The following is a 15,327-nucleotide window of genomic DNA, read 5'->3' as shown; positions in this document are numbered from 1 at the left end:
CGGGGTTTGCCGTTCGGAATACCAGAGCCACCATGTTGCAGAGCCGTTTTCCCCGATACATCGCTGCTGTCCTGCTGCCTGCTTCTTTATGGGTGTGTCGTAGCGCACTGGCCAATCAGGTTGAGGTGGAAGTGCCCGGGGATTACGGGCGTTTGCAGGAGAACGCCCGCGTGTTTCTGGGGGAAGTGGAGGGCCGTACCGCCGATGGCCTGCGCCGTTACGCGCCAACGGCCGTGGAACAGGTTCGCGAGGCGGTGCGGGCGCTGGGGTATTACGATCCTGACATACGCTGGCAGGTGGAGCCCGCCGGTGGTGATCCCGCCCGCCTGAGGCTCACGGTTAACCCGGGCGAACCTGTGCGCATCCGGTCCCGGTCCGTCCATATTGTTGAAGCAGAGCCGTCGGTACAGGACGCGTTCCTTGCGGCGTTGCCTGAGCATCCCGCCGAGGGCGATACTCTCAACCACGGCCAGTACAATGTGCTCCGAGATACCCTGAGCAACCGGGCCAGCCGGCTCGGGTACTTTGATGGTGATTTCCTGACCCGCCGCCTGGAAGTCAATCCGGATGAAAAGGTGGCCGATATTCTGCTCGACTATCGGCCGGGTGAACGTTATCGCCTGGGTGACGTGACCTTCACTGGCGACCACGGTTTTGATGATGAGCTCCTGCAACAGTTCGTGCGCTTTGAGCCCGGCACGCCTTACAACGCTGATGACGTGGCGACGCTCAGCCAGGACCTGTCCAACAGTGGCTATTTTTCAGGTGTGGATGTGGATGCATCGCCGTCAGAGGCCAGCGATGGTGTTATCCCTGTGGATGTTGGCCTGACGCCGAGGCCGCCGCGGTCGGTGGCCGCGGGTGTTGGCTTTTCCACCGATGTGGGGCCCCGTTTCCGTGGTACCTGGCGCGAGCATTACATCAACGACCAGGGGCATCGCCGGGGTGCGGAGACGGAGCTGGCCAAACCCCGCCAGAATGTGACCGGCTGGTATGAGATACCGCTGGACCCGCCAATGTCCGATTCCCTTCGTTTTTCCACAGGCTACCAGCGGGAACATGTGGAAGATGTCCAGTCCCAGCGGCTCACCCTTGGCCAGCACTGGAGCCACAAACTGGATTCCGGGTGGATGCAGGTAGCCTCGCTGCGCTGGGAGGGGGAGAAGTACCGCATCGGCGATGAGCCTTCGAACACATCCACGCTATTACTGCCGGGCCTGAGCTACTCGAAACTCAGTGCCGATTCCCCGCTGGATCCCTCCCAGGGCTACCGCCTGCAACTGGATGTGAGTGGATCGCACCGGGCACTGTTGTCGGATGTGGACATACTGCATGTGAATCTGCTGGCCAAGGGACTGTATACCCTGGCCGATCGCCACCGGTTCCTGACCCGCTTCAATCTGGGCGGCGTTGCCACCAACCGCTTTTCGGACGTGCCGCCGTCTCTGCGTTTCTTTGCCGGTGGTGACCAGAGCGTTCGGGGTTATGGCTATGAGACCCTGTCGCCCGAGGATGAGGACGATGTGGCTATTGGCGGCCGGTACCTGGTAGTCGGCAGCATGGAGTACCAGTACGAATTCATCCAGGACTGGCGATTGGCCGCCTTTTACGATCGCGGTAATGCCGTGGAGGATCTGTTTGATCCGTTGGCCACCGGTGTCGGCATGGGCCTGCGCTGGGTCAGCCCGGTGGGCCCTTTGCGACTGGATATCGCCAAGGGCCTGGATGAGCAGTTTGGCGGCGGTTGGCGCGTGCACTTCTCAATGGGGCCGGAACTGTGAGCGAGCATCATCCTGAAGCCGGACCGGATCACCGGGAGATAGCGCCACGCCGGCCGTCAGGGAACTGGTGGCGATGGCCGCTGCGTATCGTCGGGCTGCTGCTGTTCCTGGTTGTGTTAGCCGTCACCACAATTGTGCTTGCGTTGCGGACAGACGCCGGTACAGCCTGGGTAATTGAACAGATCCCGGGCCTGGCCGTCGATGATGGCCGGGGCAGCCTGTTGGGACACTGGCAGGCAGAACGTTTGCAATGGCAGGGCTATGGGGTCGGCGTCCGGGCGGTTAAGCCGGACATCGACTGGTCGCCGAGCTGTCTTCTGCACGCCAGCCTGTGCCTGGAGCGGCTGGCGGCAGAACAGGTCTCGGTGACGCTTGAGGATTCCGGGGAAAGCGATTCGACGGATGCGCCATCGCTACCCGGTATTGATCTTCCGATCAGTCTTGATATCCGGGAAGTGCGCCTGGGCACGCTCGTGGTCAATGGTTCCAAGGTATGGGATCAGCTGGAATTTCGCGGGCAGGCATCCGGTGCGGCATTGAACGTTGAGCGGCTGAGTTACCGGCGGCAGCAGGTGCAGGTCAACGCGGAAGGACGGGTGGAAACCCGTGGCGACTGGCCGTTGGACCTCCGGCTGGAAGCAAGTCTGCCGCCGCCCTCCGGCGAGCACTGGCGCCTGGTTCTGAACCTGTCCGGCAGCGTCCGGGATGTTCGTGTCAATGGCGAGAGCAAGGGCTACCTGGAGGCCGCTCTGGAGGGTGGAGTGCAGCCATTGCAGCCAGGGCTGCCCGCTAACGCCCGACTGCGCGCGCCGCGTTTCCGCGCACATGACTCCTTACCGGAAACCCTGACGCTCGAGGACTGGCGCTTGGCACTGTCAGGCTCGCTGGCCAAGGGCTTTGAGACCCGGAGCCAGGCCACACTGGCAGATGCCGCTCCCGGCATTGAGGCGACGGTCTTCGGACAGGTGACACTTCAGGGGGTATCGGACCTGGAATTGACCTTGTCGGGACCGGCTTCGGGTGACAGCGGTCAGGGCACCGGCAGCCTTACCCTGACCGGCCAGGCCGACTGGTCGGACGGACTGGTTGCCAGTGGGGAAGCCCGTCTTGAGCGTTTCCCATGGTACGGCCTGGTACCTGATATGGCGCCCCCTGCAGTGCAGCTTGAGCGGGCCCGTGGCGACTTGAGCTATCGGGACGGCGTTTTTGAAGGTGATCTTCAGGCCGATGTTGATGGGCCAACCGGGCCGGCCGGGCTTGAGGCAAGCGTGACCGGGGATCGCAGTCGTGTACAGGTCACCCGTCTGGTGATGACCAGTGATGGTGGTTCCCTTCGGGGGGAGGGCACGGTGACTCTGGCGTCTTCGGTTTCCTGGCAGGCCTCCGCGGTTCTGGAAGCATTCAATCCCGGCTATTGGCTGCCGGTTCCCGAAGCCAGCCTGGATGGTGACGTCAAGACCGAAGGCCATACGGTTGCCGGCGGGTTGCCAGCGTTTTCGGCCCGGTGGGATCTGGGCGGGACCTGGCAGCAGCAGACAGCCCGTGCAGAAGGCCGACTTTCCTCCGAGGACGACAACTGGTTGTTGGAGCAATTCCGGCTGGTTGTAGGAGATAACCGGATTGAGGGGCGGGGGCAGTATGGCAGGAGCCTTGAAGCCGACTTGCGTGCCGAGCTTCCCCAACCCGAACAGTTGCTCCCGGGGCTGTCGGGCAAGCTCAGTGGTGACCTGGCTGTCAGGGGATCGCCGGATCAGCCGGAGGGCGAGCTCACCCTGACTGGCAGCGGGTTGCGCTGGCAGGACTCGGTTCTGGTGGAGCGGGCCGATCTGGAAGCCCGTGTGTCCCGGAATGGCCGCCTGAAGGGTGAGCTGAACGCCCGGGATGTCCGGGCTTATGGTCAGGAGCTGAGCAAGCTGTCGGCCGGCATCGAAGGGTCCCTCGATGATCATCGCCTGACGCTGGAGGCCGCCAACCCGGAGGCGAGTCTGTCGCTGCGGTTTGTCGGGGGGCTCGACGAGCAGTTTCAGCAATGGCAGGGGGTTGTTGAACAGGGGCGTATCGATATCCCCGGGCCGGATCAGACCTGGCAACTCACCGGGCCGGCAGACCTTTCCGTCTCCAGGGAAGGGGATACAACCCTGGGCGCTCACTGCTGGCGCTGGCAGGACAGTTCGGTGTGCGCCGAGGATCAGCGACTGTGGCCGGAGCCTCGTATTGAGTACCTGGTACGTGGGCTGCCCGCCTCGGCTCTGGAGCCGCTGTTGCCGGCGGATTTGCGCTGGCAGGCAGACCTGGAAGCAGACATTGCCCTGTCAATGTCCGATCAGGGAGCCTCCGGTGAGATGCACCTGGACGCCGGCGATGGCCGTTTTGAGATCCGGGTAAAGGATGACTGGCAGCAACTGGCACATCGAATGTTCACCGTGGACCTGGCCCTGAGCCCCGAACAGGCGGACCTGCAGGTACGCTTGCAGGGGCCGGAACTTGGCGATCTCGGACTGGATCTGGCGGTGGATCCGGTGACCGAAGACCGCCAGGTTGAGGGGCAGTTCCGGGTATCGGATCTGGACCTGGCCCTGCTTCAGCCAATTGCCGGACTGGAAACCATTGCCGGCAGGGTCAACGGCCAGGTGCGTCTGTCCGGGCCGCTTCTGCGTCCCGATACCCGGGGAGAGCTGGCACTATCGGATGGTCGGATTTTTGATCCCTCCCTGCCTATGCCGGTGGAGGAGGCCTTCGCCACGCTTCGTTTCCGGGGTCAATCCGCCGATGTCAGTGGCCGGTGGCAGAGTAATGATCGCAGCAACGGTCGTGTTGATGGGAGCGTACGTTGGGCCGGGGAGCCGGAGTTTTCACTGACGCTTACCGGTCAACGCCTGCCGGTAACTTACGAGCCCTATGCCCGCATCGAGGCGGCGCCGGAGTTGGATATCCGCTTCCGAGGGGGAGAGCTGTCCATTACCGGAGAGGTGCAGGTGCCCCGTGGTGAGATTGAGATTCCGGAGCTGCCCGAGTCGGCGGTGTCGGTGTCTGAGGATGAAGTGATTGTCGGCATCGAGAAACAGGAGCCAGCCATTCGCAGGCTGGCCATGGATGTGACGGTGGTTGTCGGGTCGGATCGTGTCACCTTCGAGGCCTTCGGTGTGACCGGTGATCTGGCCGGAACCCTGCGAATCGGTGACAACATGGAGACCCGTGGGGCCCTGAGGCTGACTAACGGCCAGTACGAGGCTTTTGGGCAGGAACTGTCGCTACGGCGCGCCCGGGTCCAGTTTGTCGGGCCGTTGACCCGCCCCTATCTGGATATCGAAGCGGTCCGTACGGTCGATACCGTGGTGGCGGGCATCAGGCTGTCCGGGCCGGTTGACGAGCCCGAAACCGAAGTGTTTTCCGAGCCCCCCATGTCACAGAACGAGGCGCTTTCCTATATCGTGCTGGGGCGTCCGCCCCAGGGCCAGAGTGATCAGGGGCAGTTAAGCCGGGCAGCAATCTCACTGGGACTGACCCAGGCCAGCCGGTTTACCCGCGGCATTGGTGAGGAGCTGGGGATTCGTAATCTGGTGGTTGAGGCTGAAGGCTCCGGCGACGAAGCCTCGGTGGTTGCCAGTGGAGACATCACCGAGGATCTGAGCCTTCGCTATGCAGTGGGGATCTTTGAGCCGGTTACTACCGTTGCGCTCCGTTATCAGTTGGGCCGGTACTTCTATCTGGAAGCGGCCAGTGGCCTGGCCGCTTCGCTGGATATCTTCTACAACCGGGATTTCTAGGGCGCTCCGGATTGACCAGAGGCGCCTTTGTGGGCGTTTTCAGTCCAGGTTGAAGGTGGCGTTCACACTGGCGGTGATTTCCCGTGGGCCGACGCTGGTGACAGTGTCGGATTTGGCCCGGGATTCTGCCATCATCATTGGGGCGGGCCGGAAGCCGCCATCGATATTGATGCGGATGACCTCACCGCAGGTCTGGTCCAGTTGCCCGGCGACAAATTCGCACCTCTGCCGGGCGTCGGCAATGGCGTTGGCCAGGGCCTGCTGTTCCATTTGCTCGGCATTGGAATGGAAAAACTGGCCATTGCCCAGATGGTATTGCAGCCCCAGGCTCTGCGCTTCTTCCAGAAGTGGGTTGAGCAGTTCCAGGTCATTGATGGTGAAGCTGACGGTCTGGCTGGCCACCGCCAGTGTCTCGCGTTCCTGATCCTTGTCCCGCAGGGGCTCCTGTCGTGTGTACAGGTTAACCCGGGCGTCGGAGTAATCCTGCAACTGGTCCCGGTAGTCGCTGATGGCGTCGCGCCACTGCGCCATGGTTTCGGTGACCTGCCCGGAGGCTTTTTCCGCCAGAGGGTGCTCGGCGCTGGCGGTAAATTGCAGCCGAGCGCTATCCGGAGTGTAGCTGACGCTGCCCTGGCCGGTGAGAGAAACCTCCCCGGCGACAGCCATGAGCGGCGACAGGGTGGCTGTAAGCACGCCTGCGGTGAGTAAACGGGAAGTCTTGGTGTTCGGCATGACGGTCTCCTTGATCAGTCGGCAGTATCACTACGCCGTTCGAGCCTTTCCAGTTTTCGCGCCTCGGCAGCCTGGACAAAATGGCTGAAGATGCGCCGGTGGCCGGCGTGGTAAAGCAGGTATTCCGGGTGCCATTGCACGCCCATCAGCCACTGGCGGCCGGTGTTTTCGATGGCCTGTACAAACAGGTCATTATCCAGCGCCGTGACACGCAGGTTTCGCCCCAGGCGTTTGATGGCCTGGCTGTGAATCCGGTTGGCACCGATGACGGGGTTGTGCATCAATCGGCCCAGCCGGCTGTCCCGGACCAGACGCACGGTCTGTAGCGGCAGCAGTAATGGGCGGTGGCGGGTGTTTTCCCGCAGTGGCGTCACGTTCTGGCACAGCGAACCGCCATGGAAAACATTGATGAACTGGGCGCCACGGCAGATGCCGAAGACCGGAATACCCAGATCCTCGGCGCGTTTGAGCAGATGGATGTCGGTGCTGTCCCGTTGCCGGTCATAGCGAGCGGTGACCTGAGGCTCCTGGCCATAGTTGGACGGGTGCACATGGGTTCCGCCGGACAGGACCAGCCCGTCGAGCAGGTCTACATCGATGCGATCGCCGGGCCGGATATAGTGCGTACGGGCGCCATGTAAACGTAGGCCAAGATTGATCAGCCTCTGGGCAGTACCCTTCCGGGAAGGGCCGCTGACGCCGATGGTAACTCCCGGTAATTCGGGAGCTTCCGGATGCTCAGACATAACCCTTCCGGCTCAGCCACTGTTCCGTCGTTTCACGCCAGGTGTGGGTCAGGTTATGGAAGTTCAGCTTCTGTGATTCACGAAAGCACGCCCGAAGCTCCTGGAGATCCTCCGGGTTATTGGCCAGGTTTTCCAGAACCACCCAGTCATTCCAGACTGAGGAGAAGTGCCATTCCGGGTTATCGATGTCGCAGTCCGGCAGCCGGTAATGAAGGGTTGGCCGGCTCTTGATGCGCGGGTCGTCCACGAACCGGGCCAGCCATTCCTCGTCCAGGTGCCGGAACAGAGGCAGCAGGTCCAGCGCCCGGTTGCGGGTCGGGTTGTGTCGTAGGTAATCAGCCATGAGGGTACGCAGGTCCGGATTGTAGTGATCCGCCATCAACGTCTGCACATACCGGCTGCTCCAGGGCTCAATATAGGTTGTCAGCTTCCGGCTGATGTCCAACTGGTGCCGGGCCTTGAGCCAGTCATACAGAGCCGCGAACGCCTGCATATAGCGAACCAGGGTTTCCGGCTCAAGATCCGGTAGCTGGGGGTTGAGCTGAAGCCCGAACGCGAAGTAGGGCGCTTCCCGGCTGCCCTTGGCGCCCAGGTCACGGAGTTCGTCCACCAGACTTTCAATCAGTTCCAGTTCCGAAAGGGGCATGGGCGGGCCGACGATTTCCAGCGGAACCAGGCGTTCTGCGGCGTAGTCAATGAGGCTCATTGCCTGGCTGCCAAACTCCCTCAAGGACTCTGGCAATCGGTCGTCCGTCAGGTCCATTTCCTTGATGGGATCGGCATCCAGCTCAACGGTGAAATCGCCCGACTCTGTGTTGATGCGACTGACATAACGGGAGACCGTTTCTGAAGAGCCCCCGAGAAGGCGGGCAGCGTGGCTGACCAGACTTTCGTAGCCGAGCCCGGAAAGCTCGATTTCCACGCCCACCTTGCGCTCCGATCCATCATTGGCCTTCGTGGTTTTTGGCAGGTGGCAACGTTGCTTTGCGCTCATAGTATTGGCTGCTTCCATTATTTAAGTAGCGCTCACCATACCACACCGTCGAGGACGGTCTGGCTGCCCCTGTATAAAATTTCATGACAGACTTTACACTGGATAAAACACTGTATATAGTCAAATCACTGTATATAAAACCAGGGAGCATCCGGAGCAACCCATGAAACTGACCGCAAGACAGTCCCAGGTACTGGATATTATCCGGCGATACGTAGACGACACCGGGTACCCGCCCACTCGCGCAGAAATTGCCGCCGAACTGGGTTTCCGTTCGGCGAACGCGGCCGAAGAGCATCTGCGAGCTCTGGCCCGCAAGGGGGCGATTGAGATGGTACCGGGAGCCAGCCGCGGTATTCGCCTGCCGGAAGCTGAGCCGGACCTGGGATTACCCGTGGTCGGTCAGGTGGCAGCGGGCAGTCCGATCCTGGCGCAGGAGCACATAGAGGATCACTGCACGCTGCAGCCGGATTTCTTTTCGCCGTCAGCGGATTACCTGCTTCGTGTCCGGGGTATGAGTATGAAGGATATCGGCATTATGGACGGTGACCTGTTGGCGGTGCATAGCACCCAGGATGTCCACAATGGTCAGGTTGTGGTGGCCCGTATCGGCGATGAAGTGACCGTAAAACGGTTTCGGCGGGAGGGCTCCCGCGTTCTGTTGATTGCAGAAAACGAGGAGTTCGAGCCGATTGAGGTCGATCTGGCGGAGCAGGAGCTTTTTATCGAAGGGTTGGGCGTGGGAGTCATCCGTCGCTCGGATCTTCACTGAGTTCAGCATTGGTGGTGCGGCAGCACCAGGCAGGTAGGTGAGTTATGGAACAGATGAGTTTCAATCAGCAAATGACCGTTCAGCCTCAGGCTCTGTCCGTTCAGGGGAGTGCGGCGGAAGTCGCGTGGCCTGCCCGTGCCAGGACCACCGCCGGTGCCGCCCGAAAGCCTGAGACCTTCAAGGGCAATGTAACGGAGATTATTCTGCCGGAAGGGCAGGTGGAGAATTTTCAGTTGCTGCTGCCAATGCTGACCCAGTTAAACCAGGAGAAGCGCTGGCTGGCCTGGATTGATCCGCCTCAGGAACTGGTGTCCAAGTGGCAGAAAATGCACGGCATTGTTGCTAATGAGTTGCTGGTGCTGCGGTCCTCGACTGAGTACCCGGCATTGCAACTGGCGGAACGGGCGCTTGGCGCCGGAACCTGTCATGCCGTGATTCTGTGGACCAGCAGGTTGGGTAAGCCGGCCTTTGAATCCCTTCAAAGGGCCTCGGCCAAGGGGCGCAGTCACGGCGTGATCCTGCGTCACCGGTGATCGGGGTCAGTGCAGTGTGCGGCTGGCCTTGATATCGGCCGGTTCGTAGTCGTCCTCGTCCCAGTCAATGTCGTGGCTGATATCGCCTGCGGCTTCGATGCCCGCAGCAATCATGGCTTTGGCCACATTCATGTCCCGGTCTTCCATCATGTCCCGGGCTTCCTGGGAAAACGAAATACGCACCAGGGGGTCGGACTCGTCGTCATCAACCCGACGTAGCGCGTAGTCGCCGTTTGCCAGTTGTACAATCTCGAAAAAAGAGGGAGACATTCGTTAAGCCTTTGTGCTGATTGAATCGATAAACGGTCAGAGTGTTGTTGGCGCCTCGGCGCGTCACCACTCGCTGTGTTGTTCTTCCAGGCGGCGGGCAAAGGCCATCATGGCGGCCCGCGTCTGTTCCAGTGCCGGTAGTGAGCGGTCCGGCGTGTTGTCGGCGGAGACGGCAATCACATTCTCGGTACTGGCGTGTTTTTTGGGGGATGCCGGTTCTGACTGCCGTTGTTCCAGTTCCTGCAGGTGGCTCCACCAGTTCCCGTCCGACGCGGACAGCAACTCCAGCTCCGAGACTTCCGGTACCTCGTAAGCTAACAGGGCCTTCAGGTCAGCCAGGGACCCCGGCCTTGCCGTCTTCTGCTGGTAACATCCGGCAATCATCGCCAGGAGCGCCTGTTTAGCCCTGAGCAGCATTTCCACGGCGGCCTGGTTCAGCGATTCCTGTACCACCGACGTTGGGTGACTGCCAATAGAAGAGGCCGCTTGGGCCTGCTCCAGCAGGACCTTGGCCAGATACAGCTTTTGGGATACCAGGGAATACCACTGAGATGCCATGTGCGCGCCAGCGAATTGTTGATAAGGCCATTCAGGATTAAGTAGCCAGTGTATCATTTTTGGCCGTCGCGTTCTTCCCTCGTCCATCAGTCCGGCTGGACTGCTGTCTTCTTGACGACCGGGGATTGGCGTATGATGACATGACAGTTTGATGCACACGTATGGGATTGAGACTCATGGCCGATGTCAACGAATTGCTGGACGGTATGGATGACCTGAGGGGCCGGCTGGATCGGGCGCTGGAAGATCAGGACTGGGATCGGCTCAATGAGCTCGCAGGGCAGGTCCGGGAAGTGGTGGAACCGGTGATGTCTGCACTGGAGCAGGGGCAGGTCTCTGCCACCGAAGTCCGTGAGCGGCTCGAAGCCCTCAACCGGTTTGTTGAAGTCGCGAACAACGCGGCTGAGCAGGCGCGGGATGAGGCCCGGCGTGAGTTGCAGGGCATGAACCAGAACCGCAGCGCAGCCCGGGCCTACCAGGACATGTCCGGTGGCCGCAGGAAATAACCCCAATAAACGCAGTGTCATAAAATTGACTCTGAGCGCCCGACAGTCTTAAATACCGCACAAAATCCCCATAAGACAGAGAAGCCTGTGAATGTCGAAAAATAACACGGTGCTGGTGCTGAGCTATGATGAAACCAGGCGGCGCGACCTGGTCACCATTCTGGAATTTGTTGGCGAAGACCGGATCCTGTCGGGCGAAGAAGCCCGCGATTGCCTGTCCGATAATGATGCCATGGAGGAGGCAGGAGTGGTCATCGTTAACGGCGAGGATGACGAAGTCTCAAAAGCGGTGAAATCAGTCTGCCAGACCATGGATGGGCTCCCCGTGCTGATGGTGGGTGATCCGGCGCTGGAGGATCTCTCCGATGAGCATGCCAACCGGGTCATTGCCCGCATGGAGTGGCCCCTGAACTACACCAAGTTTGTCGATTCCCTCTACCGGGCCCAGGTTTTCCGTGAACAGTTTGGCCGTAGTAATGAGCGCGGCCGTCAGCGGGGTGTCCAGCTGTTTCGCAGTCTGGTCGGCACCAGCCGACGGGTTCAGCAGGTGCGTCAGTTGATGGAGCAGGTGGCCGATAAGGACGTCAGCGTTCTGATCACCGGGGAGTCCGGCACCGGCAAAGAGGTGGTGGCCCGCAACCTTCATTACCATTCAACCCGCCGTGACAAGCCGTTTGTCCCTGTCAATTGTGGGGCAATCCCTGCGGAGTTGCTGGAAAGCGAACTCTTCGGCCATGAAAAGGGCGCTTTTACCGGTGCAATCACCGCCAGGGTGGGGCGTTTTGAGCTGGCGGAAGGCGGCACGCTGTTTCTGGACGAGATCGGGGACATGCCGTTGAACATGCAGGTGAAGATTCTGCGTGTCCTCCAAGAACGGACCTTTGAAAAGGTCGGCAGCAACAAGACTCAGAGTGCCAATGTTCGCATTATAGCGGCCACTCACAAGAATCTTGAAGATATGATCGAAGCCGGTGATTTTCGTGAGGATTTGTACTATCGGCTGAACGTTTTTCCGATCGAAATGCCGTCGTTGAGAGAGCGGGCGGAGGATATACCACTGCTAATCAATGAGCTGGTCTCCCGTATGGAGAAAGAAAAGCGGGGGTCGTTACGGATGAACTCGGCGGCGATCATGAGCCTGTGTCGTCACGACTGGCCGGGCAACGTCCGGGAGCTGGCGAATCTGGTTGAGCGCCTGGCCATCATGCATCCGTATGGCGTGATTGGGGTTCAGGAACTGCCCAAGAAATTCCGTTACGTGGATGACTATGATGAGAACCGGCCGGTGGAGGACAGCGGTATGCCCTCTGCCGTTCCAGGGCTGGTTGGGCTGGATGCCCCTGCGCTGCTACCGGTGAACGGCATTGATCTCAAGGATTATCTGTCCGGGCTGGAAAAGCAATTGATCCAGCAGGCTCTGGATGAAGCGGGCGGGGTCGTTGCCAGGGCTGCAGAGAAGCTTCGTATCCGCCGTACCACGCTGGTGGAGAAGGTTCGCAAGTACGGCCTCAGGGAAGAACAGGAAGAAGCCTGACTAGGCACGGCCTTGCTTCGTTAACAACGCCTCCGCTTCAGGAGGCGTTGTTGCTTCAGGCGTCAAAAGCCTGTTACTGCCTCTCGTTTTCCTGCCTCTGCATTGACGGAAAATCGTCGCCTGCCATTTTTCAATATTCCTTTCTTTCTGAAATGTAAAGAAAAAATCTATCTGGCACGGATATCGCTTAACGACCGTTAACGATACATCCGATGGTTCCGGTCCAAGCAGGGACTGATCAGGGAGAAGGTTATGAGTCAGGCACAATTTGTCATGGATTCCGGTCACGCCGATGGCAGCGCGAATGCCGCTGCCGATGTCAACGACAAGGTGACAGCGCTGTTCCCGGAGCAGGAAGACGAGGCGGTGGACTCGGCTCTGGAACTGTTCAACCGGATGTCGAGGCAGATTACTGATTCCTACCGGACGCTGGAATCCCGGGTAAACCAGCTTTCCGGGGAGTTGACCCAGGAGTCGCTGCAGCGCCAGCAGGAGCTCGAAGAAAAAGAGCAGTTGGCGGATCGCCTGTCGACACTGCTGAATGCGCTGCCGGCTGGCGTGGTGGTTCTGGACAAACAGGGGGTGGTCAGTCAGTCCAACCCCGCAGCGGTCTCCCTGTTGGGAGAGCCCCTGGAGGGCGAGCGCTGGGTGGATGTGATTCGCCGCTGCTTTTCGCCCCGGCTGGACGATGGCCATGAGGTTTCCCTCAAGGACGGTCGCCGGGTCAGTATTGAGATCCGGACCATGGAAAACCAGCCCGGCCAGCTGATCCTGCTGACGGATCTGACGGAAACCCGCCAGCTCCAGTCCCAGCTTGCTCATGCCCAGCGCCTGTCGGCGATGGGCAGGATGGTCGCGTCGCTGGCCCACCAGATACGTACCCCGCTGTCTGCGGCAATTCTGTATGGCGGCCACCTGAGCCAGTCCGAACTGGATGAGGAGATGCGCCAGCGCTGTGCCTCGCGACTGATGTCCCGTCTGACCCATCTCGAGCAGCAGGTTCGGGACATGCTCATCTTCGCCCGCGGTGAGACACGACTGGCGGAGGAGTTGTCGACCGAGACGCTGGTGCCTTCCCTGGAAGCCGCACTCGAGGGTGTGAAGACACTGCCCGGCACTCGGGTCGAACTGGATAACGGCCTGGCCCGTTCCTGTCGTCTGATGTGTAACCGGGATTCCCTGGTGGGTGCCTGTACCAATCTGGTGAATAACAGTCTGGAGGCGGGCGCGACCAGTGTTCGTATTGCCCTGAGAGCAGCCGATGACGCTCTGGAGGTTCATGTGGTGGATAACGGTCCGGGGTTTGAAGCGGATCAGGCCAACCGCCTGATGGAGGCGTTTTACACCACCAAATCCCATGGTACCGGGCTCGGCCTGGCGGTCGTCCAGGCAGTGGTCAAAGCCCACAAGGGTGAGTTTTCCATTCAGTCGCCGGAGCAGGGAGGCGCGGTAGCAACACTGCGTCTGCCGACCCTGAGTGGCAGAGAATAACGAAGAGGTTGGAGGCGATAAGCATGGCTAAGGCCCAGATTCTGATAGTTGAGGATGACCAGGACCTGCGCGAGGCGCTGGTGACGACCCTGGAGCTGGCGCGGTTTCAGGTCCGCGAGGCGGCCAATGCGGAAGACGCCCTGGCCTGTCTGGCCAAAAGCCCGGTCGATATGGTTGTCAGTGATGTGAACATGCCGGGGCTGTCCGGGCATGAATTGCTGGAGCAGGTGCAGCGGCTTTATCCCGGTCTGCCGATGATGCTGATCACCGCCTATGGCCAGATCAATGATGCGGTCTCCGCGATGCAGTCCGGGGCCATTGATTATCTGGTCAAGCCTTTCGAGCCGCAGGTCCTGGTGGACGCAGTCAGCAAAGTTGTTGGCGGCAACCGTCAGAAATCCGGCGATGAGCCGGTGGCCGAAGACCCGGTCAGCAAACGCATGTTCCAGTTGGCCGCCAAGGTGGCCAACAGCGACTCCACCGTGATGATCTCCGGTGAAAGTGGTACCGGTAAGGAAGTGCTGGCGCGTTATATTCACCAGCACTCTCCCCGTGCTGAACAGCCCTTCGTCGCCATCAACTGCGCGGCGATTCCCGAGAACATGCTTGAGGCCATCCTGTTTGGCCACGAGAAGGGGGCCTTCACTGGCGCGGTTGCCTCACAGCCCGGCAAGTTTGAGCAGGCCAATGGCGGCACCATCCTGCTGGATGAGATTTCCGAAATGGACCTGGGGCTGCAATCCAAGCTGTTGCGTGTGTTGCAGGAGCGGGAGGTTGAACGGGTCGGCGGTCGCAAGACCATCTCCCTGGATGTCCGGGTGGTGGCGACCACCAACCGCGACCTTGGCGATTACGTACGGGAAGGCAAGTTCCGGGAAGATCTCTATTATCGGCTGACGGTGTTCCCGATGCACTGGCAGCCACTGAGGGAGCGGCCCCTGGACATCATGCCCCTGGCCAAATCCCTGCTGAAAAAGCACACCCGCAAGATGAAACTCACCGGCATCACCCTGGCAGAAGACGCCCGTAAGGCCCTGACCAGTCACGGCTGGCCCGGCAATGTGCGTGAGTTGGATAATGCCATTCAGCGGGCGCTGGTTCTCCAGCAGGGCAACGTCATTCATTCCGGCGATCTGTGTCTGGAGCTGGGCATTACCGGCCGGCCGGAACCGCAGGTCCAGGCGCCGGAGCCCGTTGAGCGGCACGAGCCGGATCAGCCGGATCAGCCGGAAAACGAAGACGTGACCGCTGCGAGTGTCTCCACGGATGACCCGGAAGAGGACGTAGCCGGCTCACTGGGCAACGATCTGCGACAACAGGAATTCCGGATCATTATCCAGACCCTGCGCAAAGAAGGGGGGCGACGTAATCGCGCCGCCGAACAACTGGGCATCAGCCCCCGAACGCTCCGCTACAAGCTGGCGCAGATGCGTGATGCCGGCATTGATCTCGACGACGAGCTGGCAACCGTGTGACCGGTGGTGTCCGGTTGTCTTCCTGACTGATACAGACTACTCCTTCAGGCACCCTTCGGGGTGCCGCTTTTTTGTCTCCTGTTTTTTTACGCCCGAACCAACGTCAAATCTCTGTCACTGGCGTCCTTCCGGCTCCCGTTGATGATCATTAACTAAATGATATTAAAG

13 protein-coding genes are annotated in these 15,327 nt (G+C 60.4%); 8 read left to right on the top strand and 5 right to left on the bottom strand.

What is annotated here, in order from left to right:
* The first annotated feature begins 32 nt into the window (after nt 1-32).
* A complete protein-coding gene (locus HNR38_RS08850) occupies nt 33-1,781 on the top strand; it encodes an autotransporter assembly complex protein TamA (RefSeq protein ID WP_183702443.1) in 1,749 nt (582 codons plus the stop codon).
* Nucleotides 1,778-5,548, top strand: coding sequence for a translocation/assembly module TamB domain-containing protein (locus tag HNR38_RS08845; protein WP_343068267.1), 3,771 nt, complete (start codon nt 1,778-1,780; stop codon nt 5,546-5,548). Before HNR38_RS08850 ends, HNR38_RS08845 begins: the two co-directional genes overlap by 4 nt.
* A 39-nt stretch (nt 5,549-5,587) precedes the next feature.
* Here HNR38_RS08845 and HNR38_RS08840 read toward each other — a convergent pair whose 3' ends face one another.
* From HNR38_RS08840 to HNR38_RS08830, 3 genes are read right to left on the bottom strand one after another with little or no spacing between them, the layout of a single operon-like run.
* Nucleotides 5,588-6,280 carry an SIMPL domain-containing protein gene (locus HNR38_RS08840; RefSeq protein WP_183702440.1) on the bottom strand — a complete coding sequence of 231 codons (693 nt, stop codon included), beginning with the start codon at nt 6,278-6,280 and terminating at the stop codon, nt 5,588-5,590.
* A gap of 14 nt (nt 6,281-6,294) precedes the next feature.
* Nucleotides 6,295-7,026: a gamma-glutamyl-gamma-aminobutyrate hydrolase family protein gene (locus tag HNR38_RS08835; RefSeq protein ID WP_183702437.1), complete on the bottom strand. Its 732-nt coding sequence runs from the start codon at nt 7,024-7,026 to the stop codon at nt 6,295-6,297.
* On the bottom strand, nt 7,019-8,020 hold the full coding sequence (locus HNR38_RS08830; RefSeq protein WP_183702435.1) for an amidoligase family protein: 1,002 nt from the start codon (nt 8,018-8,020) through the stop codon (nt 7,019-7,021). Before HNR38_RS08830 ends, HNR38_RS08835 begins: the two co-directional genes overlap by 8 nt.
* A 163-nt stretch (nt 8,021-8,183) precedes the next feature.
* Here HNR38_RS08830 and lexA point away from each other — a divergent pair, with 163 nt between their 5' ends.
* A complete protein-coding gene (gene lexA, locus HNR38_RS08825) occupies nt 8,184-8,792 on the top strand; it encodes a transcriptional repressor LexA (protein ID WP_183702432.1) in 609 nt (202 codons plus the stop codon).
* A gap of 44 nt (nt 8,793-8,836) precedes the next feature.
* Nucleotides 8,837-9,325: a cell division inhibitor SulA gene (locus tag HNR38_RS08820; RefSeq protein WP_183702429.1), complete on the top strand. Its 489-nt coding sequence runs from the start codon at nt 8,837-8,839 to the stop codon at nt 9,323-9,325.
* A gap of 6 nt (nt 9,326-9,331) precedes the next feature.
* Here the strand turns inward: HNR38_RS08820 and HNR38_RS08815 are convergent, their stop codons facing one another.
* Both HNR38_RS08815 and HNR38_RS08810 read right to left on the bottom strand, forming a co-directional pair.
* Nucleotides 9,332-9,595, bottom strand: coding sequence for a hypothetical protein (locus tag HNR38_RS08815; RefSeq protein ID WP_183702426.1), 264 nt, complete (start codon nt 9,593-9,595; stop codon nt 9,332-9,334).
* 63 nt (nt 9,596-9,658) lie between these two features.
* Nucleotides 9,659-10,153 carry a DUF6586 family protein gene (locus tag HNR38_RS08810; protein ID WP_183702423.1) on the bottom strand — a complete coding sequence of 165 codons (495 nt, stop codon included), beginning with the start codon at nt 10,151-10,153 and terminating at the stop codon, nt 9,659-9,661.
* Between the two features lie 176 nt (nt 10,154-10,329).
* Here HNR38_RS08810 and fliT point away from each other — a divergent pair, with 176 nt between their 5' ends.
* From fliT to HNR38_RS08790, 4 genes are all read left to right on the top strand, one after another.
* Nucleotides 10,330-10,659 (top strand): flagellar protein FliT, encoded by a 330-nt coding sequence (fliT, locus tag HNR38_RS08805; RefSeq protein WP_183702419.1) that lies wholly within the window; start codon nt 10,330-10,332, stop codon nt 10,657-10,659.
* Nucleotides 10,660-10,750: 91 nt separating this feature from the next.
* Complete coding sequence (locus HNR38_RS08800) at nt 10,751-12,193, top strand: sigma-54 dependent transcriptional regulator (protein ID WP_183702416.1); 1,443 nt, start codon at nt 10,751-10,753, stop codon at nt 12,191-12,193.
* 252 nt (nt 12,194-12,445) lie between these two features.
* Nucleotides 12,446-13,684: a sensor histidine kinase gene (locus HNR38_RS08795; protein ID WP_183702412.1), complete on the top strand. Its 1,239-nt coding sequence runs from the start codon at nt 12,446-12,448 to the stop codon at nt 13,682-13,684.
* A 23-nt stretch (nt 13,685-13,707) separates the two neighbouring features.
* A complete protein-coding gene (locus HNR38_RS08790) occupies nt 13,708-15,159 on the top strand; it encodes a sigma-54-dependent transcriptional regulator (RefSeq protein ID WP_183702410.1) in 1,452 nt (483 codons plus the stop codon).
* Nucleotides 15,160-15,327 lie beyond the last annotated feature (168 nt).

The organism is Marinobacter oulmenensis (assembly GCF_014201735.1).
Lineage (GTDB): Bacteria > Pseudomonadota > Gammaproteobacteria > Pseudomonadales > Oleiphilaceae > Marinobacter > Marinobacter oulmenensis.
This window is presented reverse-complemented; position numbering and strand designations above follow the sequence as displayed.

What these genes read in the sequence shown, in the direction of transcription:
- HNR38_RS08840 (WP_183702440.1), bottom strand. Translation starts at nt 6,280, where the DNA reads ATGCCGAACACCAAGACTTCCCGTTTACTCACCGCAGGCGTGCTTACA.
- HNR38_RS08800 (WP_183702416.1), top strand. Translation starts at nt 10,751, where the DNA reads ATGTCGAAAAATAACACGGTGCTGGTGCTGAGCTATGATGAAACCAGG.
- HNR38_RS08795 (WP_183702412.1), top strand. Translation starts at nt 12,446, where the DNA reads ATGAGTCAGGCACAATTTGTCATGGATTCCGGTCACGCCGATGGCAGC.
- HNR38_RS08830 (WP_183702435.1), bottom strand. Translation starts at nt 8,020, where the DNA reads ATGAGCGCAAAGCAACGTTGCCACCTGCCAAAAACCACGAAGGCCAAT.
- HNR38_RS08815 (WP_183702426.1), bottom strand. Translation starts at nt 9,595, where the DNA reads ATGTCTCCCTCTTTTTTCGAGATTGTACAACTGGCAAACGGCGACTAC.
- HNR38_RS08835 (WP_183702437.1), bottom strand. Translation starts at nt 7,026, where the DNA reads ATGTCTGAGCATCCGGAAGCTCCCGAATTACCGGGAGTTACCATCGGC.
- HNR38_RS08810 (WP_183702423.1), bottom strand. Translation starts at nt 10,153, where the DNA reads ATGGCATCTCAGTGGTATTCCCTGGTATCCCAAAAGCTGTATCTGGCC.
- HNR38_RS08820 (WP_183702429.1), top strand. Translation starts at nt 8,837, where the DNA reads ATGGAACAGATGAGTTTCAATCAGCAAATGACCGTTCAGCCTCAGGCT.
- fliT (WP_183702419.1), top strand. Translation starts at nt 10,330, where the DNA reads ATGGCCGATGTCAACGAATTGCTGGACGGTATGGATGACCTGAGGGGC.
- HNR38_RS08850 (WP_183702443.1), top strand. Translation starts at nt 33, where the DNA reads ATGTTGCAGAGCCGTTTTCCCCGATACATCGCTGCTGTCCTGCTGCCT.
- HNR38_RS08790 (WP_183702410.1), top strand. Translation starts at nt 13,708, where the DNA reads ATGGCTAAGGCCCAGATTCTGATAGTTGAGGATGACCAGGACCTGCGC.
- lexA (WP_183702432.1), top strand. Translation starts at nt 8,184, where the DNA reads ATGAAACTGACCGCAAGACAGTCCCAGGTACTGGATATTATCCGGCGA.